This is a genomic window from Pseudoalteromonas sp. S3431, assembly GCF_000690035.1.
Taxonomy (GTDB): Bacteria; Pseudomonadota; Gammaproteobacteria; order Enterobacterales; family Alteromonadaceae; genus Pseudoalteromonas; species Pseudoalteromonas fuliginea.
The window spans coordinates 1-6080 of sequence record NZ_JJNY01000117.1 but is presented as its reverse complement, the minus strand read 5'-3'; the positions used below and the strand labels follow the sequence as shown (position 1 = coordinate 6080).

At 37.6% G+C, this 6080-nt stretch carries 4 protein-coding genes; all 4 read right to left on the bottom strand.

The features are described 5' to 3' along the window. Positions 1 to 115 precede the first annotated feature (115 nt). The 4 genes from DO88_RS00720 to DO88_RS00735 all read right to left on the bottom strand — a co-directional run bounded on the left by DO88_RS00720 (position 116) and on the right by DO88_RS00735 (position 5543). Entirely contained in the window at positions 116 to 1843 is a 1728-nt protein-coding gene (locus DO88_RS00720) for a response regulator (protein ID WP_033041073.1), read from the bottom strand. Positions 1844 to 1966: 123 nt separating this feature from the next. Beyond that, complete coding sequence (locus DO88_RS00725; RefSeq protein ID WP_033041070.1) at positions 1967 to 4300, bottom strand: fatty acid cis/trans isomerase; 2334 nt, start codon at positions 4298 to 4300, stop codon at positions 1967 to 1969. Further along, entirely contained in the window at positions 4297 to 4662 is a 366-nt protein-coding gene (locus DO88_RS00730; protein WP_002959878.1) for a hypothetical protein, read from the bottom strand. The genes DO88_RS00725 and DO88_RS00730 overlap by 4 nt, the downstream gene beginning before the upstream one ends. 86 nt (positions 4663 to 4748) lie before the next feature. Further along, complete coding sequence (locus tag DO88_RS00735) at positions 4749 to 5543, bottom strand: VOC family protein (RefSeq protein ID WP_033041068.1); 795 nt, start codon at positions 5541 to 5543, stop codon at positions 4749 to 4751. Positions 5544 to 6080: the final 537 nt, after the last annotated feature.

Sequence of the window (6080 nt, the reverse complement as noted above, 5' to 3'; positions counted from 1 at the left end):
GTGCATGTTTGGTATTTATGCTACGTTATCGCCTATTTATGGGGAATAACCACACTACATAGGCTCTGCCTTGCCTAAAAACCAAACATACTGCTGCAAATTCAACTACCAAAGATCAACACGCCCTAACAACGCTAATACTATTTAATGCGTCTTTAATTGCTTGCTGGCTTATTGGCTTATGAATATGAAGGTTAGCACCGTTCTTATAAGCTCGCTCTATATCATTTTGTGAAGTATTTGCTGTTATAACAATAATTGGCATTATTTTATTAAGATCAGAGCGTATTTTTTTAATCGCCTCAAACCCATCCATTACTGGCATATTTAAGTCCATAAAAACAATATCGTATTGATTTTCACTCACCATATCGCACGCGACTTTGCCGTTTTCAGCGCAATCATAGCTTAAACCTAATAAGCTAAGTATGCGGGTCAGTAATATAGTATTTAATGGATTATCTTCAACGACTAAACACGTTAGCTTGTCATTTATTTTACGAGGGTTTGGGAGAGCTTTACTGGCAATTATTGGTAAGTGCAAAGATACCAGCGCTCCATTAGCTTCATTATTTTTGAAGGTAATTTCACCGTGCAACGCCTTTACAACATACTGAACCCGAGTGAGACCTGTTCTTAATCCTTGAAAATGGTTTGTTTGTTTAAATGAGTCAAATTCAAGATCAGTAATCTCTTTCGAAAAACCACAACCAGTATCACTTACAGTTACACAAAGTTCATCATTAAAAAGCTTTGCAGAGACAGTAATTTCACCTTCTGTCGTAAACTTAATAGCGTTACTGATTAATTCTGTAAGCGTATGCTGCAAACGTTGATGATCCAATTTACATACACAATTTAATGATTCATCTAAACAACTAACTAGTTTCAGGCCTTTTTGCTGACAAGCATGCTCGTAAGCCATTAGTACTTTATTACACGACTCTAGAAGGTTTTCATTTTTAAATTGCGGTACCCACTTACCTGTACTTAAAGCTTGCAAGTCCTGCAGTTCATCTAATATAGCTATTAACCTAAGTGCGCAGTAATTAGCTTGGGTTTTAACGCTTTGCTGCGTATCAGAAACCTTTAACTCCTCAATAGACGTAATAAGACCCTGTAAAGGAGTTCTAAATTCGTGACTGGCTCTGGCAATAAAATGCTCTTTATTTTGACTCACTTGTTGAGCGAACTCTTTTTGTTTTTGGTATTTAGACAATGCGTTACCTATTTCTTTTTCCATTGGCATAAATACAAATCTTAACTCTACAAGTAGTAAAAACATCGCCATAAGCCAAAATAATAATTCAAGGTTAGATACCCAGTTCAATTTTTGGACAGCTTGCTCTTCAAATAAATTCACTGCATGATCTAGTTGCTTTAATAGCTCTTCAACCTCAGTTACATAGAATATACGCTTATCTACTTGGCCTTGTTGATAAAGCAAATTTTCCGCTTGCTGGATATATGTTGCAACTTGGGAATCTAGTTTATGAGGAGCTAACGTATATAGCTTAATAAGCTTAGGTGTAAGGTACTGATACTCTCCATTAGCATTTTTTGAAAGTAAGTAATTATGAGTTTTTTTGAATGATACGACTGATGCTTTTAACGCTTTAGTATGCTCAGAAATATTTGTTGCCGATAATAATAACTCATTACTATGCCAAGCTATTTTTTGAGAAAGCATTCTCTGCTTACCAGCCATATTTATTATTTTTGCGTCATATTTTTGCACCGAAAAATAATACTGCATAAGTGATGCTGATGTGCTTATTAATAGTGCTATTGCTATTAATGCCCATCGGTAACGAGTACGGATATTCGCGACAACTTTAAACATACTAAGCCCTGTTTTTGTTTTAAGTGTAGCTCAATTTTTTAGAACTAATAAGCAGCTTAAATAATGATTATTAAATAAAAAAGCCCAACTAAAAAGTTGGGCTAATAAAATAAAACTATTTAACTATCTATTTTCTAAACGGTTATAGTCGAACATTCCATATTCTATCCCACGATATTTTTTAGCTGTATCGTGCAATATATCGCTGTATTGCCAAAACTGTGGATGAGTACGTCGTATACCAAACTTAGATTTCAATGCACCATAATCAGCTTCTATTTGCATCATAGGCAATTGCTCGGCAAAAGCATTTACTTGCTGCTCGTTATTTAAATACCAAATAGCTGCTGGATAATCTCCGATAAACCCAGGAACAATAGTCGCGGTATCTTCATCATAAGCACGTTGGCCATCTTCGTTTAATAAACTAGATATATTGTAGTGCGCATTATGATGAATAATAGTGTAGCCCTTATGGCTATTATCTTCTTGCTTTACAAGTATAAAAGAAAGCTGAGGTAATAAGTTAACCGCTTTTGCTGGCATTTCACTTATTACATTTAACGGCTTTGCCACTTCAGTGTAGTTGTATTTTTCACTTAAAACTGGCGCTAAGGCTTCTTTCATCAAGGTATATAGTTCATGCTGTGGATCATCAGTTTCATAGTTAATACCACTGGGCTGGCTAAATTCTCGGTTACTTTTAAAGAACTTAGATAAGTCAGGTGGTGAATTACGATACCACTGCTTTTTGATTTGATTACGCTTGTGCTCAGGTAATAGAGCTAAAAAGTTTTGCTCTCCCTCTAAACGTAAAAAATCCATATATAGGCGTGTCACTAATTGATGGCCTATATTTCCGTACACATCAAAGCCTGCTACAAGCAAATAGTGAATACGCTCAAACAAAGCATAATCTAATATCCAGGTGGTTTTAGGCTCTTGACCAATAAAACCTTTAACTACAGTTGCACTATCAAAATGGCGGAAAATAGTTAGTGCCGCATTTTTATTATGCCCATCACCTTTCCATAGTAAGTCTGTTGTAAGGTGCTCACCACCTTTGAACATTTTGTTAGCAAGCTCAACTTTCGCCTGTAAATACTTTTTCTCGCGAACTGAATATTTAACCCAGCTAGAAATGGGTAAGGCATTACTCTCCTCAGCAGCAGGAAGTTCTAATGCCTCTTCATGTTGCATTAGCATTTCCCCTACAGCCGGAGTCGCTACTTTATTAGGATCAGCAAATGCCACCCAAAAATGATCGTTTATAACATTTAAAGCAATCTGACCACGACAAACAGGCCCTTTTATAAAGCCCATAATAATTAACTCTGCCTCATCAAGCATAAATTGATACTTAGAATTAATTGGAATAACTTCAAAAGTTTTAAAAGGGTTAGATGCTGCCTTAGGCTCATAACTAGGCATTTTCGTAACAGTATAATCTGGCGCAATAAACTGCTCATATAAACGCAGTAATTTAGCTTCATTAAGCTCAAGTGGTAAATGTGTTTTAGAAAGTATGGTTGTACGTTCTTGCATAAAACGATAATAAACACGGCTAACTTTAGGGTCATCGTATGGGCGGCGCGTGTTAATTAACTTTATTTCCTCACCAGGAGGCGTACTTGAGCGAACTAGTTTGAAAAAGCTTTGTGGGTTTTCTGAAGTAAAATAAATATGTGCTAAAAACCAATGCTCATAAATATACCGTGCTGATAACTGATACTTTAAGCTATCTTGATTTAAAAATGCTTCCCAGCCCGCTATTTTATTCTGATCATATTTACTTGGTGGCTGAATATGTGACATTTTACCACCACCTTTAAGCCAGTTCTGTAAGTGATTAAACTCTTCACGCGAAACACCAGGTAAACCATAAGGCATGCCGCCATGAGGTTGATCACTTGCCAATCGATCAAACTCACCCATTGTTGCGCAGGTTTGCGAACGCGCTAACGAAAAGTCAAACTCATCATCTAGCACTTCATTTACTGGCAATTCATGGCTTTGCTTTAGCACCAGGCTATTAAATAACACACTGCCCGCTAAGTTAGCTTCTTCACTTTGCACGCGCTCATTTAGCACTGGCGTAAAGTTTTTCTCTCGCCATTGCTGAGTATTAGTTGCATCAAATAATAAACGGCTTGGGGTCGTTGCCAATAAACGAGTTCCATCGTAAACGAGCTCTTTACTCAAACCTCGATCAATACCTTCAGGTGATGAGAGCTTAAGCTGGCAAGGTGCGTCGTAACAACCATGGCAAACGACGCAGCGGGTATCGAGTACAGGTTTTACATTTTGTAAAAAATCAGCACCAGCACCTGTTGTATGAGGCACAATTCTCTCTTGTGTTTGTTCAGGTCCAAAAATATCATCGTAGTGAGCATTTCCCAAATATGCACAACCACTTAAAATAATGAGTACTATCGTACTTATTAGTACTTTTCTCATTCGTCGTCCTCATCACCTAAATCAAAGGTGGGCATCATATCCATTTGAGGAGAAACGAATGTATTCTGACCTTCAGTATTCAAAACAATACTTAAAAGAGGGCCATGCGTTAATGTTATCTGCGCATCGTGCTCTTGATCTAATATAGCTAAGTACAGAGGATTAGTTATAAGCAACTCATAACCGCTAACAGTAATAGCGACACTGCTATCTTCACTTGGGTTCTGGCAAATTTGAGCAAGTAACTCATCATCAAGTCCAATTGATATTTCAAAATCAGGCTGCTCTAAGTCTCTATTACTTAATGATTCATCTAATAGAAATAAAGGGAGGGTTAAATTACTATCTTGTTCAAATTCCATTGCGTTCTCTGCACTTTCTGACGATTTAATTGACGAGTATTATATCAAACTAGCGAGTAAATTAACGCTAAAGCTAATGTAACTATTTAAACGTCATCCATAACAGATTCGATCACAGAAAATACAGCACCTTGAGGGTCGCATATAACACTAAAGCGACCAACATCGGGGATGTCTGTTGCAGGAACACATACTTGCCCGCCTAAGTTAGCGGCTTTACTAACAATTACATCGCAACTCTCTACTGCAAAATAAATCATCCAATGAGCAGGGGTATCATCAGGCCATTCACTTGTCATTTCAAGCATACCGGCAATTGGTTGTCCATCGACTAAAAATAAAATGTAGTCCATCCCTTCCATAGGCTTTATTTCGCTTTCCCAGCCTAGTAAAGCACAGTAAAAGTCTCTACTTACTCTACTATCTCTTGTTGCTAACTCATGCCAATAAGGCGTATTTAATTCACCTAAGCGCTTACAACCTTTATGATCATTCCCCTGCCATAGTGCAACAGTTGCGCCTACTGGATCTTTTAGCATAAGCATGCGACCTGCATTCATAACATCATGAGGACCGGCAATAATTTCAGCACCTAGCTCTTTCGCTTTTAGCGCACAATCATCAACATTATCGACTGCAATATATGCCAACCAATAACTTGGTATCTCTGCACTAATTTGCTCTTTAGGCATTTCGTACATTGCAGCGATATCATCACCTTGCTTTTGTAGCATGGTGTAGTATATGTTCTCTCCAATAGGTTGATCCTCATGTCCCCAATCAAATAATGATGTATAAAACGCCTTACCGTCTTTCCAATTGTGCGTACAAAGTTCTGACCAACAAAAAATACCATGCGGATGGTTTTCAACTTTACTCATGATTAAGCCCTTATTATTCTAATTTCACCTAAACGAACTCTGTCACATTTTATAAACGAGACAATGGAACAGACTATAAATTGAGATTAGAGCAATAACTAAGCAGAGTCGATAAAAGAAGGGCAACAATTCGTTATTCAGTTGTTTCATATTTGAGGTTTTTAACGCAGTTAGGGTCAGATTTAACCTCTAAAATGGATTAAATATTATTGCTGATTGATATAAATGATTTACTAAGAAGTCCTTCGCTCTAGAGGAATCCCTGAATCACTTTTCTGCAGACGTAAAAAAGCCCGACTATTTCTAGTCGGGCTCTCTACAATTTGGAGCCTGGTAATGTCCTACTTTCACATAGCAAATGCTACACTATCTTTGGCCGGGGCTCGCCTTCGAGCTGTTTTGTTTCACTACTGAGTTCGGCATGGGCTCTTGGCTATTTATTAAATCCAAAACAGCAAAAAACCCGTCACATTGCTGTAACGGGTTTCTTTAATTTGAAGCCTGGTGATGTCGTAGTGCCCACAGCGGTGGAGAGCC